Annotated in this window: 19 protein-coding genes; 9 read left to right on the top strand and 10 right to left on the bottom strand. The window is 61.5% G+C overall.

What is annotated here, in order from left to right; genetic code table 11:
• Positions 1 to 57: 57 nt before the first annotated feature.
• From SYN60AY4M2_RS10940 to ubiE, 4 genes are all read left to right on the top strand, one after another.
• Positions 58 to 291 carry a transposase gene (locus SYN60AY4M2_RS10940; RefSeq protein ID WP_240527893.1) on the top strand — a complete coding sequence of 78 codons (234 nt, stop codon included), beginning with the start codon at positions 58 to 60 and terminating at the stop codon, positions 289 to 291.
• A gap of 145 nt (positions 292 to 436) precedes the next feature.
• Positions 437 to 715, top strand: a complete 279-nt coding sequence (locus SYN60AY4M2_RS10945) for a hypothetical protein (RefSeq protein ID WP_099812897.1) — start codon at positions 437 to 439, stop codon at positions 713 to 715.
• A 57-nt stretch (positions 716 to 772) separates the two neighbouring features.
• Positions 773 to 1558, top strand: coding sequence for a hypothetical protein (locus tag SYN60AY4M2_RS14675; protein WP_143597179.1), 786 nt, complete (start codon positions 773 to 775; stop codon positions 1556 to 1558).
• 51 nt (positions 1559 to 1609) lie between these two features.
• The gene (ubiE, locus tag SYN60AY4M2_RS10955) at positions 1610 to 2320 is read left to right on the top strand and encodes a bifunctional demethylmenaquinone methyltransferase/2-methoxy-6-polyprenyl-1,4-benzoquinol methylase UbiE (RefSeq protein ID WP_011431047.1); all 711 of its coding nucleotides are present in this window, start codon (positions 1610 to 1612) and stop codon (positions 2318 to 2320) included.
• A 93-nt stretch (positions 2321 to 2413) separates the two neighbouring features.
• Here ubiE and SYN60AY4M2_RS10960 read toward each other — a convergent pair whose 3' ends face one another.
• The 7 genes from SYN60AY4M2_RS10960 to SYN60AY4M2_RS10990 form a co-directional block, all read right to left on the bottom strand.
• On the bottom strand, positions 2414 to 3073 hold the full coding sequence (locus tag SYN60AY4M2_RS10960) for a VanW family protein (RefSeq protein ID WP_228375280.1): 660 nt from the start codon (positions 3071 to 3073) through the stop codon (positions 2414 to 2416).
• A gap of 5 nt (positions 3074 to 3078) precedes the next feature.
• The gene (locus tag SYN60AY4M2_RS10965) at positions 3079 to 3831 is read right to left on the bottom strand and encodes an anti-sigma factor (protein WP_168173337.1); all 753 of its coding nucleotides are present in this window, start codon (positions 3829 to 3831) and stop codon (positions 3079 to 3081) included.
• A 35-nt stretch (positions 3832 to 3866) separates the two neighbouring features.
• The gene (locus SYN60AY4M2_RS10970; protein ID WP_011431044.1) at positions 3867 to 4457 is read right to left on the bottom strand and encodes a sigma-70 family RNA polymerase sigma factor; all 591 of its coding nucleotides are present in this window, start codon (positions 4455 to 4457) and stop codon (positions 3867 to 3869) included.
• A gap of 197 nt (positions 4458 to 4654) precedes the next feature.
• Positions 4655 to 5272, bottom strand: a complete 618-nt coding sequence (locus SYN60AY4M2_RS10975; RefSeq protein WP_011431043.1) for an ABC transporter permease — start codon at positions 5270 to 5272, stop codon at positions 4655 to 4657.
• Complete coding sequence (locus SYN60AY4M2_RS10980; RefSeq protein ID WP_099812899.1) at positions 5269 to 6237, bottom strand: ATP-binding cassette domain-containing protein; 969 nt, start codon at positions 6235 to 6237, stop codon at positions 5269 to 5271. The genes SYN60AY4M2_RS10975 and SYN60AY4M2_RS10980 overlap by 4 nt, the downstream gene beginning before the upstream one ends.
• A 21-nt stretch (positions 6238 to 6258) precedes the next feature.
• A complete protein-coding gene (locus tag SYN60AY4M2_RS10985; protein ID WP_011431041.1) occupies positions 6259 to 7158 on the bottom strand; it encodes a glycine betaine ABC transporter substrate-binding protein in 900 nt (299 codons plus the stop codon).
• Between the two features lie 151 nt (positions 7159 to 7309).
• Complete coding sequence (locus tag SYN60AY4M2_RS10990; protein WP_240527834.1) at positions 7310 to 8554, bottom strand: HhoA/HhoB/HtrA family serine endopeptidase; 1245 nt, start codon at positions 8552 to 8554, stop codon at positions 7310 to 7312.
• A 555-nt stretch (positions 8555 to 9109) separates the two neighbouring features.
• Here SYN60AY4M2_RS10990 and SYN60AY4M2_RS10995 point away from each other — a divergent pair.
• The 5 genes from SYN60AY4M2_RS10995 (at position 9110) to SYN60AY4M2_RS11015 (ending at position 12672) form a co-directional block, all read left to right on the top strand.
• Positions 9110 to 9811 carry a hypothetical protein gene (locus tag SYN60AY4M2_RS10995; RefSeq protein ID WP_099812900.1) on the top strand — a complete coding sequence of 234 codons (702 nt, stop codon included), beginning with the start codon at positions 9110 to 9112 and terminating at the stop codon, positions 9809 to 9811.
• Between the two features lie 321 nt (positions 9812 to 10132).
• Positions 10133 to 10618, top strand: coding sequence for an allophycocyanin subunit alpha (apcA, locus tag SYN60AY4M2_RS11000; RefSeq protein WP_011431038.1), 486 nt, complete (start codon positions 10133 to 10135; stop codon positions 10616 to 10618).
• 60 nt (positions 10619 to 10678) lie between these two features.
• A complete protein-coding gene (apcB, locus tag SYN60AY4M2_RS11005; protein WP_011431037.1) occupies positions 10679 to 11164 on the top strand; it encodes an allophycocyanin subunit beta in 486 nt (161 codons plus the stop codon).
• 140 nt (positions 11165 to 11304) lie between these two features.
• Positions 11305 to 11508: a phycobilisome linker polypeptide gene (locus tag SYN60AY4M2_RS11010; protein WP_011431036.1), complete on the top strand. Its 204-nt coding sequence runs from the start codon at positions 11305 to 11307 to the stop codon at positions 11506 to 11508.
• Between the two features lie 132 nt (positions 11509 to 11640).
• The gene (locus SYN60AY4M2_RS11015) at positions 11641 to 12672 is read left to right on the top strand and encodes an ATP-binding cassette domain-containing protein (RefSeq protein WP_011431035.1); all 1032 of its coding nucleotides are present in this window, start codon (positions 11641 to 11643) and stop codon (positions 12670 to 12672) included.
• Positions 12673 to 12696: 24 nt separating this feature from the next.
• On the opposite strand, the gene SYN60AY4M2_RS11020 is transcribed toward SYN60AY4M2_RS11015, so the two are convergent.
• The 3 genes from SYN60AY4M2_RS11020 to SYN60AY4M2_RS11030 all read right to left on the bottom strand — a co-directional run.
• Complete coding sequence (locus SYN60AY4M2_RS11020) at positions 12697 to 14337, bottom strand: 2-isopropylmalate synthase (protein ID WP_011431034.1); 1641 nt, start codon at positions 14335 to 14337, stop codon at positions 12697 to 12699.
• Between the two features lie 43 nt (positions 14338 to 14380).
• On the bottom strand, positions 14381 to 14923 hold the full coding sequence (locus SYN60AY4M2_RS11025) for an arylamine N-acetyltransferase (RefSeq protein ID WP_168173620.1): 543 nt from the start codon (positions 14921 to 14923) through the stop codon (positions 14381 to 14383).
• Between the two features lie 94 nt (positions 14924 to 15017).
• A partial coding sequence (locus SYN60AY4M2_RS11030; RefSeq protein ID WP_143597021.1) for a transposase occupies positions 15018 to 15203 on the bottom strand: 186 nt, incomplete at its 5' end.

Consider the following 15203-nt stretch of genomic DNA (forward strand, 5'->3'; position numbering starts at 1 on the left):
CAATTTCTTGACATTCTGACAGCAGTGGCGGTCAAACGCGGCAAACAGGTGTTGAGAGTGGATCCCCGTGGTACGTCCCAAAATTGTTGTGTTTGTGAGGAGCGTGTTCCCAAGACCTTGTCGGAACGGGTGCATGATTGCCCTCGTTGCGGGTCGTGGGACAGAGACTTGAACGCTGCTATCGAGATTTTGAAGCGTGGACTCAGGTCCCCCCGTATACGGGGGGATGTAGGGGGGCGGTGGGACTGCCGCTCTCTGGCTGTGGAGGATCCTGGTTTACCAGTCCGTTGAAGCAGCAACTCCGGGAAGTGATTCTCGGAAGCTCCCGTCTACAGCCCGTCAGGGCTTAGCGGGAGAGGATGTCACGAGTTTGGAACCACGATAAGGCTCAATTAAGGCTAGGTTGAGATAGAGAATTCACCTTCAAAAAGCAGACATGACGGATCCCAAGTCGGCCTCTTTCCCCAACCAAAAGGCTTCTCCAACCACCTCCCAGTCCTCTCCGCCCCTTTGGCTAAGCCTAGCGCTGGGGATCACCACCGCTCCTGTTTTGTTGGGGCTGGTCTTGGCGGATCGCGCCGCCAAGTGGCTGCGATCCCTGAGCTGGGAGGATCCAGGCTGGTGGTTGGGGGAACGGCTGCCCAACCTAGATAGCGCTGCTCTCTGCGCCCAGCAGCAAGAGCGCAAAGATTCTGGGCCAGCGGAGAATCCCTAGCTCCTCGTCGCTTTCGTATCATAGGTAGAGCAAGCCGGTAGCAGGAGTGAGCATCCTTTGCGAAGATCGGTCAGGCCAGCGCAAGAGTTCACCTCCCCATTCTTGGGAGCGCTGTTTTGGCTGGGTGCGTTTTTCTTCACAGCCGTGTTGAGCGCCTGTTTGGGCTACCTCTTCGGCCAGCGCGCCCTGTCGGGGGTCTCCTCTCCCGTCACCACAGCCGGCAATGCTTCCTCCTCCCGTGGCGTTCGCGATCCCCGCACCGTGCCCCTCTTGAACGAGGCCGCGGTGATTGCAGCAGCGGAAGCGAGCCTGCGCCCACCCCCCACCCCCGCCCCTCTCTCCACTCCTACATCCGTTCCCGTGGCTAGACCTACCCCGACGCCCACCCCCCGCTTGTCTCCTGAGTTGGCGGCAGCCCCATCCCCCACCCCGCGGCCTGCTTCTCCCTCTCCCCAACCGCCGCGCCCCTCGCCGCCACCGGTGTTTACACCACCTCCCCCACCTCGGCAAGTGGCTGCCGGCGGGCAGGTTGCCATGCAGGTGCTCTCGGTTCGCCGCGAGGGAGGGCAGGTGGTTTTGAACGTGGCGATGCAGAACAATTCGGCGGAGACGGTGCGTTTTCTCTACAGCTTCCTGAACGTTACCGACGACACCGGACGGTCGATCAACGCCCTCACCCAAGGCCTGCCTGGGGAGCTGCCTCCCAACAGCCAAGTCTTCCAGGGAACTGTTCGCATCCCCGCCTCCAGCTTGGCCGGATCCCGGTCTTTGTCCTTGAGCCTGGCCGATTATCCCAGCCGCCGCCACCGAGTCGGGGTGAGCGGGATCCCGGTGCCGCAGTAGTCCCGTCTGGTGACTGCGGCCACGACTGATGCAAAGCGGAGTTGAGAAGCGGTGCCCAGCCCAACCTTTGAGCGCCCTGAGCAGATTCGGGAGCTATTCGACCGCATCGCCCCCCACTACGATGCCCTCAACCAAACCCTGAGCCTGGGCCTGCATCAGGTTTGGAAGCGCATGGCTGTGCGCTGGTCGGGCGCCGGCCCTGGCGGGCAGGTGTTGGATCTCTGCTGCGGCACCGGCGACCTGGCGCTGCAACTGGCCCGGCGGGTGGGACGAAGCGGACAGGTGGTCGGCCTGGATTTCTCCCCGGCCATGCTGGAGATTGCTCGGCGGCGCTCCCGTCTTTTCCCCGGCTACTCCCTAGAGTGGGTATTGGGAGATGCTTTGGCCTTGCCTTTTCCCAACGCCAGCTTTGATGCCGTTACAATGGGCTACGGTCTGCGCAACGTAACCGATATCCCTCAAGCGTTGCGGGAGATTTACCGGGTGCTCAAGCCCGGCTGTCGCGCCGCTCTCTTGGACTTTCATCGCCCCACAGGGATCCCTTTCCTTGCGGACTTCCAGCGCTGGTACCTGAACACCCAGGTCGTCGCCCGGGCGCAAGCTCTGGGATTGGCATCTGAATATGCCTACATCGATCCCAGTTTGGATGGTTTCCCATCTGGCCAAGAGCAGCAGCAAATGGCCTTGCAGGTAGGGTTTTCTGTTGCCAAGTTTTATCCCCTAGCCGGTGGCATGATGGGGGTGCTGGTGATTGGAAGATGATCCAAACGGCTTGTCCCCTTGCTCCTTAAAGAGGCAGCTTAGGATGCGGTTCCCCAGAAGGTGCAGCGGACTTCGCCAAGACGGTTTTGGCAGCTAGGGAGCAACGTAGCGATCTTGGGAGAGGCGCTCGTTACCGCGATAGACGCTTACCTGCAAATGCTGGGGATCCAGTCGCCGCTGCTCTACGCGGATGGGTGGAATGGCTGGAGCAGGGTGGGATCCCCGTCCCAGCACCGACACGATTAGAGTTTGGCCGCGGATCTGAAAGCGCAGGCGTACTGGCCAAGGGAAAGGATTGCGCAACCTGAGATCGGCCAAGCCGTACCAAACCGTGGCATCTAGCCCTGGCGGCACCGACTCCACCTGCCGGTAATGGGGGTGCCTTTCCACCACTTCCAGCCCCGCCAGCAGAGCCGCATTGTAAAGGCTGGAGGAGACTTGACAGATCCCGCCGCCAACCGAATCCAGGGTTTCGGCCACCATGAATACCGGCGCAGGCAGATAGCCCCGCTCCAGGGTGCGCGGCCCCACCACCTGGTTGAAAGAAAAAACCGCCCCCGGCTGAATGTAAACCCCATCCAGGCTTTGGACTGCTTGGCGGATGTTGTGGAGCTGTGGGAGAGTGCGCTCCTGTAAGGAAGTGGTGTATTGGCTCAGGGTGGTTGGGGTGGGATCCATCCACCACAAAGCCAGCAGGGCCAGGGCCAACCCCACCGATAAGGCCAATCCCCGCAGCGCTAGCTTTCCCCTCACTTCTCCTAGAACACCCTGGCTTTGAGAAGAACCTTGCCCTGGGGTTTGCGAGGGACGGCAGCGGCTTGGGCCGTAACCAGCACCTCTTGGGGGCGAGCGTCCTCTGGCAGCGGGCGCGGCGGACGTAAGGCGACAAGCGCGGATCCCTGGGCATCCACTTGAAAGTTGCCGCAGTGGAGGGTCTCGCCGTCCTCCAGCTTGAGCCAGAGATGGTAACGCTCCCCAGGGGCCGGTTGGGGCAGATCCCTCGCCGCCAAGACCACCTCCTGCCACTCTCCTGGGCGATAGAGGAGGTTAGCCGCTGCCGCCTCTCCCTGCAAATTGACCAGGCGGGATCCCGGCTGTTGCAGCAAATGGGCCAGCGCCTGCACCGATTCTAGGCGGGCCAGTTGGAGCGCCTGCCGCAGTCGCCAGTTGTCGAAAACCAGCAGGGCCAAAACCACTGCCGCCAACCCCCCCAGCCAGCGCCACTCAGCGGTGAGGCGACCGAACCCCAGAGAGGACAGGGCCGGCTGAAGAGGTGTCGGCACCTGCTCAATGCCCGCCTCTGCCATCACCTTGCCCCGCAAGCTGGCCGGCGGGATCACCCCCGGCAAGCCGTAGGGCAACAGGTGCAGGGTTTCTTGCAAAGCCTGCAATTCCGCCAGCAACCGTGGGTCTTGGGTTAGGCGTGCCTCTAGGGCGCTTGCCTGCTCAGGAGATAAATCCCCCAGCAGATAGCCGGCCAGTTCTTCCTGTTCTTCCGATGCAAGGGGCAAATGGGATGCAAACATGGCCAGGCCGACAACAGAACCTAACTCCAAACCTCAAGGAGCGCGCGCAGGGATCCCCGCAACTTGCAGAGGGCTTGGCGAGCGCGGGCTTTAACGGTTGCCGGCGGGATCCCCAGGTGTCGGGCAACGTCCGCCTGGCTCAGCCCCTGGTAGTAGATCAACTCTAGAACCTGCCGTTGGCTTTCCGGCAGTTGGCCGAGGGCCTCTTGTACGGCTTGCCGTCGCTCCTCGAGGGAGAGCTGCTCAAAGGGGGCCGGCGCCCTGTTCTCGGCGGCGAGCAGAGATTGCCAGTGCTTCAAAAGACGTTGAGAGCTGTCTTGGGAACGCAGACGGTCGATGGCACGCGAACGGGTCAACAGACAGAGAAAACTGCTCACCGATCCCCGCTGCGGATCATAGCTGGCTTTGCGCCACAGTTCGACAAACACCGCCTGAGTCAGATCTTCCGCCTCGGCCACATGGCCCAGGATCTGGAGGGCCAGCCCATAGACCAAGCCGGCATAGCGGTCGTAAAGCACCCCCAGCGCTGCCCCTTGCCTCTCTCGGATAGCCTCCATCAGTTCCCCATCGCTGCGAGAAGGCCAATCCCTTAGCGGAGGTTGCTCACCCATGTTGCGTCAGGCCCACTCTATAAAGCTACGGTCTTTCCAAGCGGCACCGAATAGCAGGAGGCTGGAATCGTCTCGCCTGGAGAAGTACTTGGCTTCTCGTCCATGCTATAGCTCTTCGTAAAATGGCAGGGGCAGACCGTTGTTCCGTCTTGCGAGGGGGGCTGTCTCCAGCGACTTGAAAAAGGCTCTGGCTCTCTTTAGCCGCGGCGGGCCGCCCACTCCAGCCCCCACAGGGCCGTGTTCACCAGCAAGGCCAAGGATCCCACGGCCAAAGATCCGGCCCAGATCTTGTCGTAGCGACCGGCCTGGGCAATGCCCTCAAAAAGCAGGGTGCCCAGCCCTCCCGCCCCAAACTTAGCCCCCACCGTGGCGATGGCAATGGCCACAATTGCCGCCAGCCGCAAGCCGGCCAGGGCAACCGGCAGCATGAGGGGCACCTGCACCTGCCACCACCGCTGCCAGAAGTTCATCCCCAAGCCCTTGGCCGCCTCCAGAATGGCAGGCTCCACCGAGCGCAGGCCCACGTAAAAATGGCGCACCAAGATCACCTGCGTGTAGAGCACCATCGCCACCACCACCGAGCGGGCATTGAGGCCAAAGTAGGGAACCAACAAGATGATTAGGGCCAGGCTGGGCACTGTGTACAGGATGCTGAGGATCCCCATCACCGGCAGGGCCAGCCAGCGCACCTGGTGCACCAGCAAAGCCAACGGCAGCGCCAGCACCAGGGCAATCCCCAAGGCTGTTGCCACCATCGCCAGGTGCTCTTGGGTAAGCTGCCACACCAGGCCGGGGTTGCTGAGAAGATAGCTCATGCGGATCCCCCCTCCAGCATGGCCAGATGGCGGATGTGATCCAGGGTAACGATGCCAATGGCCCGCCCGTCTTCCCACACTGTGAGAGCTGCTGCCCCCGTGCGCAACAGCAGCGACAAGGCCCGCCGCAGGGTTTCCTGGGGTTTCACCACCGCCCCCTCCTGGATCTGGTGGTTGTGCGGGATCCGCTCCATCGCCGTTTCCACCCGCAGCACGCTCAACTGACGCACCATGTCGTCTGCCCCCAGCAGCTCTCGGACAAAGGGGGTGGCCGGCTGGGTGAGCAGCCGCAAGGGAGTGTCGAACTGTACCACCCGCCCCTGCTGCATCACCAGGATGCGATCTGCCAGGCGCAGCGCCTCTTCCACGTCGTGGGAGACGAAGAGGATAGTCTTTTTTAGTTGCCGTTGCAGGTGTAGGATCTCGTCTTGCAGCTTGCCACGAGTGATGGCGTCGAGGGCACCAAAGGGCTCGTCCATCAGCAGCAGATCCGGATCCCCGGCCAGCGCCCGCGCCAGCCCCACCCGCTGCTGTTGGCCGCCCGAGAGTTGAGCCGGGTAGCGACGTCGGTATTCTTGGGGGGGCAGGTTGACCAAGCTGAGCAGCTCGTCCACCCGCTCGCGGATGCGCTCCCTTGGCCAGCCCAAAAGTCGCGGCACCACCGCCACATTCTGGGCCACCGTCATGTGGGGAAACAGCCCCACCTGCTGGATGACATACCCGATGCGCTGGCGCAGCGCCGTCACCGGAAAGCGGCGGATATCCTGCCCATCCAGGCGAATCTGTCCTTGGGTGGGCTCCAGCAGCCGGTTCACCATTTTTAGAAGGGTGGTTTTGCCGCAGCCGGAAGGGCCGAGGATGACCACCAACTGGCCCGAGGCCACGGAAAAACTGCACTCCTCCACGGCCGGACAGGAATTGTGGGGAAAGCGCAGCGATACCCGCTCGAACTCAAGAGTGCTCACGCCAGGGCCTCGTGCAACGGGCTACTCTTTCAAGATGCCGGCCTCCACCAAGAAGGCTCTTGCCACCTCTGCCGGCTCCCTGCGCTTGCCGCTTACCTCGTAGTTCAGCCGCTGCATCACCTCGTCCGTCAACAGGGGGGAAAGGGCGTTCAAAGCGGTGGCGATGCCGGGGTTGGCTTCCAGGGTATCTTTGCGCACTACCGGCGCCACCTGGTAAGGGGGGAAAAGCTGCTTGTCGTCCTTGAGCACCACCAGGTCAAAGGCGGCAATTTCCCCATCGGTGCCAAAGGCCACCGCCACATCCGCCTCCCCATTGACCAAGCCCTGGTAGCGCAGGCCGGGATCCACCGCCTTGTAGGCCTTGAGGCGAAAGTTGCCGTAGACTGCTTGCAGCCCCGGCAGGCCATCTTCGCGGGCCTGGAACTCCGGCGGCCCGATCATCACCAGCTCGCTCGCTCTGGCCACCATGTCTGAGATGGTAGCGATGCCCAACTCTGCCGCTCTGGCGCGGGTCATGGCCAGGGCCTGGGTGTTGTTCATGGGGGCCGGATCCAGCCAAATCAGTTGGAACTGACGCTCGTACTCGCGGGCCACCGTCGCGTATACCTGGGCCGGGTCGCTGCTGGTGGGCAGCTTGAGCACCGTCAGCAGACCGGTGCCGGTGTACTCCGGGTAGAGATCGATCTCGCCGCTCAACAGGCCGGCATGGGCCACCGGCGTTCCCCCCAAGTTGAGCTTGCGCTCCACCGCCAACCCCGCCGCCTCCAGGGCCAAGGCGTACATTTCCCCCAAGATAAACTGCTCGGTGAAGTCCTTAGAGCCAACGACAATCGGCTTGCCAAAGCCCGCTTGAGGGGCGAGAACAAGGGCTGCCAGCCCCGACAGGGCCAGCAGAGCCAGGCGACGGGTGGTTTTCAGCATAGGCAAGGTGAGAAGGGATCCCCAACTCAAGACAAGCGGCCCCGCCGAGAGCGTTCCGGCCTGGGCCAGGAAGTTTCGACTGTTAGGCCACCATTAAACCATTAATTTCCCTGAGCTGGAACTGCCAACCCTCACCCCCAGCAATATCCCCTTAGCTTCTGCCGGAGGCCGGGAAGGAGCCGGTAACGGCCCGGATCTTCTGCCGCCGCCCAGCTCGCTCGATCTCCAGCTCCAGGGTGCTGCCCACCTCGGTGCGCTCTACCTCTTGTTGTACTTGGTCGGCGGTGGTGACGGCGCGACCATTGATGGCGAGAATGATGTCTCCGGCGCGCAGGCCCGCCCGCTCTGCCGGGGATCCCTGGATCACCTCGCCGATGAGCACCCCCTGATCCACCGTCACGAAGATGCGGCTGTTGGGATCCTGGTTGAGGCGCTCCTTCAGGTCGGGGGTGAGGGTGAGCATACGAATGCCCAGGTAGGGGTGATCCACCTTGCCGCGGGCGATCAACTGGTTGGCCACCCGCTGGGCCGTCTCGATGGGAATGGCAAAGCCCAGCCCCTGCGCCCCTTGGATGATGGCCGTGTTGACCCCGATCACCTCCCCTTGGGCGTTGAGCAGGGGGCCGCCGGAGTTGCCGGGGTTGATGGCCGCATCCGTCTGGATAAAGGACACCCGCTTGTCGGGCACGCGGATCTCGCCGCTGGAGCGGCCCAAAGCGCTGATGATCCCGGCGGTTACGGTGTTGTCCAGCCCCAGCGGGTTGCCGATGGCGATGGCCCACTGGCCCGGCTCGAGGAGCTCGGAGCGACCCAGCTTCACCGTCGGCAGGTTCTGGGCCTCGATCTTCACCACGGCGATATCCGTCACCGGATCGGTGCCGATTACCTTGCCGTCAAAGCTGCGGGTATCCTTGAGCGTCACCGTCACCTTGTCGGATCCCTCGACCACGTGGGCATTGGTGATGATCTGGCCATCCGGGCTGATGATGAAGCCGGAGCCGGTGCCCTGCTGTCGTCGCTGCCGCGGAATGGGGGGGATCACCTGGCCAAAGAAGTCCCGGAAAAAGGGATCGCTGAAAAACTCCTCTGGGAAGGCGCCCGGGACGCTCACCGTCCGCTCGGAATCGATGCGCACCACCGCCGGCCCCACCCTTTGCGCCACCTCGGCAATAAAATTCAGGTTCAGTTGGGGCGGGGTTGCCGTCGTTTGGGCAGATACCCCCTTGCCTCCCACCAGAGCCGCTCCCAGCCCAATGCCCAAGAGCACCAGCAGCACCGGCGAGAGAAGAGACTTGAGAACGGCAAAAGGCTTAAAAAGAGAACGAACTCCGTCCTGCTGAGGCGAACGGGCAGGTTGAGCAGAAGCTTCTGAACGGGGAGAAGGCTGGCCCGGCATGGATGTGCTGCGCTGCATAGCTACAGAAGAATAGGGGTTGGAATCGGAAGAATACCTTGGCCCTCACACGAGGGGCGAAACCTAGGGCATGACAGACTCCCGCCACTCAACCTTGTTGAGTAAACACAACTTGGCTAGAGGACGAACTTCTCGCTTCGTCGGGGAGCCATTGCAAGAACCCTCTGCGTTCGGCTGTGCCGTGCCTTAGGCATGCAGACACGGAATGCCCTACCGCGTAGTTGTATTAGATTCCGGCAACGCCGTTTTATACAACCAGCTCTGTTTTATCATTACCAGCCTGCGACTGGCGCGGGGGTATCTACCCCCCGAACCCCCACGAGCTAATCTAGCATGGACACTAGGGAGCCCAAGACGGGCGGCGATGGCGCTTTTCCGTACTTCTACCTGGGTTGAAGAGTAGCGGAATCTGCTCGCCTAGAGTAGCCCGTCCTACATCCAACTGGCTTTGATGGGGATAAAGGCCAGACGAGGCTTTTGTTCCCAGCTTTGGCCAGCTTACAGCTAACGTAGAAGTGGTAGATCGGGGGTAAGACCATGACCAACCCAGCCCGTCGTCTGTTGGCTCCTCTGCTCGGTGGGTTTCTCTGGCTACCGGCGGCCAGCCCGGTTTTGGCGCAAATGGGGCCCTTGCCACCACCGCCCCCCGGCGAGGGATGGCGCCCTGTGAATCCTCGTCCCCTCCCCCCTGGATCCCTGCAGCCAAGCCAGCCCTTTCAACTGCAAACCACCCTGCTGCTGCGCTCCGGGGATCTGATCCAGGCAGTTCATCGCTCCCCAGATGCCCTCTTGATTGCCCCTGGGGAAACCCGCGCCGTCAGCCTCAGCCTGGATACCCCTCTGCGGGACATCTACGGCAACATGGTCGTCCCGGCGGGAGCCATCCTAGAAGGCCAATTCCAACCGGTAAGCGGCGGCACCCAGTTTGTCTCGCGAGCTTTGATTTTCAACGGCCAATCCTATCCTCTCTACGCCCAAAGCCAGGTGATCCCGCTGCGCAAGGATCCCCGCCACACTTCTGCAGAGGCAGTTGTGCAGGATGCCCTGATCGGGGCGGCGGCAGGGGCGATCTTGGGCGGCCTGTTTGGCGACCGGGTGATCTCGACGGAGAAGGTGCTGGGCGGAGCGGCAGCGGGGGCTGTAATCGGCAATGTGACGGCGCCAGAGGTGGCGGTGATCGATCCCAACGCCAACTTGACCCTGACGGTCACTCAGGACTTTCAGCCCTATCTGCCCTAGCGACACCTGAAAAGCAAAACTTAACTCCCCAGCGCCGACTGCCATCCCTTGCCACACTGCCCATCCTCAAGCTGTTGACCACTCCGAAAAGCTGAGCAGGGGTTGGTCAATCTGCGGCTGCCTGGGGCTACTCCGGCCAGACCATCGGGGGCTGTTTTACGCTTAACCAACCTCCCCCTTGGCGGGAAGGGAGTGCTCCTTTCCTGGGAGACATTTTAAGAAGTGTGAAGATCTGAGATGGCAGACGGCAAGCATGTCGGAAAATAGCTTGCGGGTATGCTCGCCATACTCTTTAAAAAATTGACTTGAGGATGGATGTCCATGAGTGTTGTCACGAAATCGATTGTGAATGCGGATGCAGAGGCCCGCTACCTCAGCCCGGGGGAGCTGGATCGGATCAAGTCCTTTGTTACCTCCGGCGAGAAGCGGCTGCGCATCGCTCAAGTCTTGACCGAGTCTCGTGAGCGCATCGTCAAGCAAGCTGCCGATCAACTCTTCCAGAAGCGTCCTGACATCGTCTCCCCAGGTGGCAATGCTTACGGAGAGGAGATGACGGCAACTTGCCTGCGGGATATGGACTACTACCTGCGCCTCATCACCTATGGGATCGTTGCTGGCGATGTCACCCCGATCGAGGAGATCGGCTTGGTGGGGGTGCGGGAGATGTACAACTCTTTGGGCACGCCTATTCCGGCGGTGGCCGAGAGCATCCGCCAAATGAAGCAGGTGGCCATGGGTCTGTTGTCTCCTGAGGACGCGGCTGAGGCCGGCTACTACTTTGACTTTGTGGTGGGGGCAATGAGTTAATCCCTCATTGTTCTGACCGCGCAACTGTTTAACGTTCATTAGAGATTTAGGAAGCTCATCATGCAAGACGCAATTACCGCTGTGATCAATAGCTACGACGTCCAGGGCAAGTATCTCGACAGCTCGGCCATGGAGAAGTTAAAGGCTTTCTTCGCCACGGGCGAGCTGCGGGTGCGGGCAGCTGCTACCATCGCGGCCAACGCCTCCACCATTGTCAAAGATGCGGCGGCCAAGGCGTTGCTCTACTCCGATCTCACCCGTCCCGGTGGCAACATGTACACCACCCGTCGCTATGCTGCTTGCATCCGCGACATGGACTACTACCTGCGCTACGCCACCTACGCCATGCTGGCCGGGGATCCCTCCATCCTCGACGAGCGGGTGTTGAACGGGCTCAAGGAGACCTACAATTCGCTGGGGGTGCCGATTGGAGCCACCATTCAGGCCATCCAAGCCATGAAAGAAGTGACCGCCGCCCTGGTGGGGCCTGAAGCTGGCAAGGAAATGGGTGTGTACTTCGACTACATCTGCTCCGGCCTGAGCTAAGGTTCATTGTCTAGCGAGCATGACAGGCGATTTGCCGCAGGGATCTGGTGTGCTAACTGGGGTACGCGAGCTTTCTGAGGTGAGTCGCCTGTTTTGTTGGTCAAGCCAGTTCATTTTGCTGTCAGCAGGGATCCTTTATCATGCGCATGTTTAAGATCACGGCCTGTGTGCCCAGCCAAACCCGCATTCGCACCCAGCGGGAGCTGCAAAATACCTACTTCACGAAGCTGGTGCCCTACGACAACTGGTTTCGGGAGCAGCAGCGTATCCAAAAGTCGGGTGGCCGCATCCTGAAGGTGGAGCTGGTCGCCGGCAAGCCTGGGATAGACGTAGGACTGCTGTAGTTCCCCTGCCTGTTCGCTGTTTCTCCTCCGATCCTGAGAATACCCCCAGCCAGATCCGACATGCCCAGCCTCAGGAGGCTTGCCCTTGAAGTTGGGCTAGCGGATCTGATTTTTTAGGGGGGGTGAGGAGCTATGTTGTCTGACGTGCCAATCCGACCTGAGCCGATCATCGTTGCCCGCGACCTGAGCAAGGTTTACCCGGTAGCCATTAAGGAAGCGGGAGTGATCGGTACATTGCGCCACTTTTTTCGCCGTACCTATCACTACATCCCAGCGGTGCAATCGATGAGCTTCCAGATTCAGCCGGGGGAGGTGGTGGGTTTTTTGGGGCCGAACGGGGCAGGCAAGACCACTACCCTCAAAATGCTGGCGGGTCTCATCTATCCTTCCGGGGGCACGCTGCAGGTGGTCGGCCATGTGCCCTACCGGCGGGAGCGGGCTTTTCTGCAGCAGATTACCCTGGTGATGGGGCAGAAGCAACAGCTTATCTGGGATCTGCCAGCAATGGACTCCCTGCGGATTAACGCCGCCGTTTATGAGATCCCGGAAAAGGAGTTTCGGGAGCGGGTGGGGGAGTTGGCGGAGCTCCTCGACCTGCAGGGCAAGCTGAAGCAGCCGGTGCGCAAGCTTTCTCTGGGGGAGCGGATGAAGGCGGAACTGCTGGCGGCCCTGATCCACCGGCCGCAGATCTTGTTCTTGGATGAGCCGACCTTGGGGTTGGATGTCAACGCTCAGGCCGCCGTGCGGCAATTTCTGCGGGATTACAACCGCCGCTACGGGGCGACAGTCTTGTTGACCAGCCACTACATGGCCGACATTACGGCGCTCTGTGAACGGGTGCTGGTGATCAGCGCCGGGCAACTCATTTACGATGGCGGCCTCGAGGAGCTGCGGCAGCGCTTTGCCCCCTATCGCGAGGTGAAGCTGGAATTGGCCCGCCCCTGCCCCCTCGCCCAATTGCAAGTCTATGGAGAGCTGCGCAGCGAGGGGGATCCCGGCAGCGGCTGTGAGGTGCGGCTGTGGGTGCGGCGGGAACACCTCACCCAAACGGTTGCCCAGCTCCTGGCAGATCTGGAGGTGCTGGACTTGACGGTAACAGACCCGCCGATTGAGGAAGTAATCAGGCGGGTGTTTGCGGAAGGGATCCCTGCGGCCGGGTCCTAGAGGGGCGCTCCTGTCGGTAGCCCATCAGATCTTCTGGGTGGCGGCCTGCCGTTGCTCAGCCGTCGAGCGGGCTGCGTGCAGAGCGGCGTAAAGCTTATTGAGGGCGTTCATGTAGGCTTGGGCCGAGGCGACGATGATGTCCGTATTCGCGGCGTGGCCAGAGAAGACGCGATCCTCGTGGCGCAGGCGGATGGTGACTTCCCCCATGGCGTCGATGCCGGCGGTAACCGACTGGACGGAAAACTCGATCAACTTGTTGGGGATGTTGACGATGCGGTTGATGGCTTTGTACACCGCGTCCACCGGGCCTGTGCCCACGGCGGCGTCCACCCGCTCTTCGCCCTCAGGGGTGATCAGGCGCACCGTGGCCGTGGGGGTCTCGTGGTTGCCGCACACCACTTGCACGTGCTCCAGACGGTAGAGATCGGGCACGGGGCGGGTCTCATCGTTGACGATTGCCTCCAGATCCAGGTCGGTGATCTCCTTCTTCTTGTCTGCCAGCTCTTTGAAGCGCAGGAAGGCTTTGTTCAGATCCTGCTCTGAGAGCTCGAAGCCCAACTCCCGGAGGCGGGTACGGAAGGCGTTGCGGCCCGAGTGTTTGCCCAGCACCAGCGTGCTCGATTGCAGGCCGATGGTCTGAGCGTCCATAATCTCGTAGGTCTGGCGGTTCTTGAGCATGCCGTCCTGGTGGATGCCCGATTCGTGGGCAAAGGCGTTGGCACCAACAATGGCCTTGTTGGGCTGAACCAACATGCCGGTGAGGTTGGAGACTAGGCGGGAGGTGCGGTAGATCTCCTGGGTTTTGATGTGGGTGAGGGGTTTTTCCGAGTCGACCGGCAGGCCAAAGTAGGGGTTGAAGTAGCTGCGGCGCACATGCAGGGCCATCACCAACTCTTCCAGCGCCGCGTTGCCGGCCCGCTCGCCGATGCCGTTGATGGTCACTTCCACTTGCCGCGCCCCCTGCTTGATGGCCTCCAGAAAGTTGGCCACCGAGACCCCCAGGTCGTCGTGGCCGTGGACGGAGATGATGGCCTGCTTGATGTTGGGCACATTCTCGCGGATGCCCTTGATCAGTTGGCCGAATTCTTCCGGCATGCTGTAGCCGACGGTGTCGGGGATGTTGATGGTTTTGGCTCCCGCCCGAATGGCTGCCTCGATCACCTGGTAGAGAAACTCCGGATCGGAACGGGTGGCGTCCATCATGGAGAACTCCACATCGTCCACGAAGGACTTGGCGTAGGCCACCATCTCCTCGGCAATTTGCAGCACTTCGGCGCGGGTCTTGCGCAACTGGTACTTGAGGTGAATGTCGGAGGTGGAGATAAAGGTGTGGATGCGGGGCTTGGCGGCGGGCTTGAGGGCTTCGGCTGCCGCTTCGATGTCGGCCTTGAGGGCGCGGGCCAGGCTGCAAATCACAGGGCCATCGGGGGTGCCCACCTGTTCGGCCACCTTCTGCACCGCCTCGAAGTCCCCGGGGCTGGCATAGGCAAACCCAGCTTCAATGATATCGACCCCCAGCCGGGCCAGTTGCCGGGCGATGGCCAGCTTTTCTTCGGTGTTGAGGGTGGCGCCGGGGCACTGCTCCCCGTCGCGCAGGGTGGTGTCGAAAATGAGCACGTGATCCAGGGCTTGGCCATCAAATGTGGAAACCGCCGCAGCATCCATAATCTTTGTCGGACAACGAGACAGTGTTCTTTATTTTGACATCTTATTCTGGCACTGCTGGATAGGGTTTTGGATCGGGTTTGGAAGAGAGCTGGCGGGCTTCTGTCGGAGCGGCTGTAGGTCTTGCCATCTTTCTCTCAGGGGCAGAAGAGGTTGTGGGAAGGCGGATCCCGAAGGCGCAAGCGAGCAGGTGTTCGTATTCTTTCTCGTCCTTGAGCAGGCGTTCCCGGCGGCCTTCTGGGGTAGTTTCGATCCATTTAAAAACGGAGCCATTGGCGGAGGCGGTGAGGGTGATCCGTCCGCTGGGGGTGGCCAGGCTGCACAGGCGCAGGCGGGTCAACCTGGATGCCGGCGACGTTTGGTGGAAGCGGCACATGGGCTCGAACTCCTGCAGTTGACGCGGGATCCAATCCAGCAGGAAGAGGGTTTTCCAGGTGCGATCCGGTCGTTCCTGTTGAACCCGCCAGTAGCGTGCGGGAGCTGCGGGCCAGGGGATGAGGCGGTAGCGCCCTTCCGCCTGGGCTTGGATGCCGGGATCCCCCAGCCGCAACGGCTCCCGAAAGGCATCTCCATAGCCCACATCCACCAGCCATCAGAACCTCCGGGGTACTCCCGCCACAGCGCAGCTTGGCGGGATGGGGGATAGGCGGTGAGACGAAGGGGTTCAATGCCCCTGAGTCTCACAATCTGGGCGTTGCCTGCTGCTCGACATACTTCTTCAACTCCTCAACGGTGACCCCACCACAAGAGGCAACAAAATAGGTCCCTGTCCAAAATACAGGCTTGCTGTAGAACCGTGCCACCTCTGTGGCGAACTCTTTGCGAATCAACCGGCTGGAGACTGTTTTCAGGTTGTTCACCAGCTT

It is taken from the genome of Synechococcus sp. 60AY4M2 (assembly GCF_002760375.1).
Taxonomy (GTDB): Bacteria; Cyanobacteriota; Cyanobacteriia; order Thermostichales; family Thermostichaceae; genus Thermostichus.

Coding starts and splice junctions, on each gene's coding strand:
- SYN60AY4M2_RS10945 (WP_099812897.1), top strand. CDS start 437: ATGACGGATCCCAAGTCGGCCTCTTTCCCCAACCAAAAGGCTTCTCCA.
- SYN60AY4M2_RS10970 (WP_011431044.1), bottom strand. CDS start 4,457: ATGGGTGAGCAACCTCCGCTAAGGGATTGGCCTTCTCGCAGCGATGGG.
- SYN60AY4M2_RS10975 (WP_011431043.1), bottom strand. CDS start 5,272: ATGAGCTATCTTCTCAGCAACCCCGGCCTGGTGTGGCAGCTTACCCAA.
- SYN60AY4M2_RS10985 (WP_011431041.1), bottom strand. CDS start 7,158: ATGCTGAAAACCACCCGTCGCCTGGCTCTGCTGGCCCTGTCGGGGCTG.
- SYN60AY4M2_RS10990 (WP_240527834.1), bottom strand. CDS start 8,554: ATGCCGGGCCAGCCTTCTCCCCGTTCAGAAGCTTCTGCTCAACCTGCC.
- SYN60AY4M2_RS10995 (WP_099812900.1), top strand. CDS start 9,110: ATGACCAACCCAGCCCGTCGTCTGTTGGCTCCTCTGCTCGGTGGGTTT.
- apcA (WP_011431038.1), top strand. CDS start 10,133: ATGAGTGTTGTCACGAAATCGATTGTGAATGCGGATGCAGAGGCCCGC.
- apcB (WP_011431037.1), top strand. CDS start 10,679: ATGCAAGACGCAATTACCGCTGTGATCAATAGCTACGACGTCCAGGGC.
- SYN60AY4M2_RS11010 (WP_011431036.1), top strand. CDS start 11,305: ATGCGCATGTTTAAGATCACGGCCTGTGTGCCCAGCCAAACCCGCATT.
- SYN60AY4M2_RS11015 (WP_011431035.1), top strand. CDS start 11,641: ATGTTGTCTGACGTGCCAATCCGACCTGAGCCGATCATCGTTGCCCGC.
- SYN60AY4M2_RS11020 (WP_011431034.1), bottom strand. CDS start 14,337: ATGGATGCTGCGGCGGTTTCCACATTTGATGGCCAAGCCCTGGATCAC.